General features: G+C 59.5%; 1 protein-coding gene. It reads left to right on the top strand.

Annotation, left to right across the window (positions count from 1 at the left end; all coding sequences use genetic code 11):
* Positions 1–129: 129 nt before the first annotated feature.
* On the top strand, positions 130–1,065 hold the full coding sequence (locus AB4043_RS26425) for a 3-keto-disaccharide hydrolase (RefSeq protein WP_442308645.1): 936 nt from the start codon (positions 130–132) through the stop codon (positions 1,063–1,065).
* Positions 1,066–1,082: the final 17 nt, after the last annotated feature.

Here is a 1,082-nt window from a genome sequence, read left to right as displayed (position 1 = left end):
GTATCCCGCGAGGAGCGTGCAGCGGCGTTTCATTGCGGAAAACGCCCATAGATGCATAAGCCCTGCTCTACACCCACAGGAGAAATGCTCTAGCGGCGGTAGCGTTACACTCATAGGGTGAAAACGAAGATGTTGTTTGCACCTCTCATGGCGATCGCGCTCGCCTCGACCGTCGCCGCGCAAGACACCAAAGCGTTTCTCGGCCGTTGGGATATGACCGTTACCCCCGCCACCGGCAAACCATATCCGCAGTGGATTGAGCTGACGGAGAATGGCGGCAAGATTGAAGGTCGCGTTCAGCCGAAGGGCGGCGGATGGCATCCGATCTCGGACGCCCACATCGAATCGGGCAAACTGATCGTGGGTGTAGGAGAAGCAACGAATTGGGAGCTCACCTCTCCCAGCGCAGGCAAGCTGACCGGCGTCGAGAAGCACGGCGCCACCGATGGCCCGGCGCTCGCCGGAGTGAAAGCGCCTTCGCTGGATCGGCCCATGCCGAAGAAGTGGACCAAGCCCACGCCTCTTTTCGACGGCAAAGATCTGAAAGGCTGGGAGCCGATCGGCAATGTCGACAACAACAAATGGGTCGCGCGCAATGGCGAGCTGGTGAATGACAACCCTGAAGTTCCCGGTCAAAAGACCCACGGTGCGGCCAACATCATGACCACCGAGAAGTTCCAGGACTTCAAACTGCATATCGAAGTGAACTGCCCGGAAGGTGGCAACAGCGGCATCTATCTGCGCGGCCGCTATGAGGTACAGGTCGGCACCGAAGGCGGCAAGCTGCCATCGCATGAGATGGGCGCCATCTACAGCCACTATCCTCCGCCGGCAGGCTCAGAGCTTGGTCTTGGAAAGTGGACGACCTTTGACATCACCCTGGTCGGCCGACATGTAACGGTGTTGCGCGATGGCAAGATGTACCACGACAATGTCGAGATTCCCGGCCCGACCGGCGGCGCTCTTGATAGCAACGAGGCCGAGCCGGGGCCGTTCTATCTGCAGGGCGATCACCACGGCGTCATCGCATACCGCAACATCACCATCTCCGTTCCGGCAAAGTAAGACCCTGTTCGGAACAC

Source organism: Terriglobus sp. YAF25, assembly GCF_052113305.1.
Classification (GTDB): Bacteria; Acidobacteriota; Terriglobia; order Terriglobales; family Acidobacteriaceae; genus Terriglobus.
The sequence above is the reverse complement of the archived record's forward strand: the minus strand, read 5'-3'. Positions and strand labels throughout refer to the sequence as shown.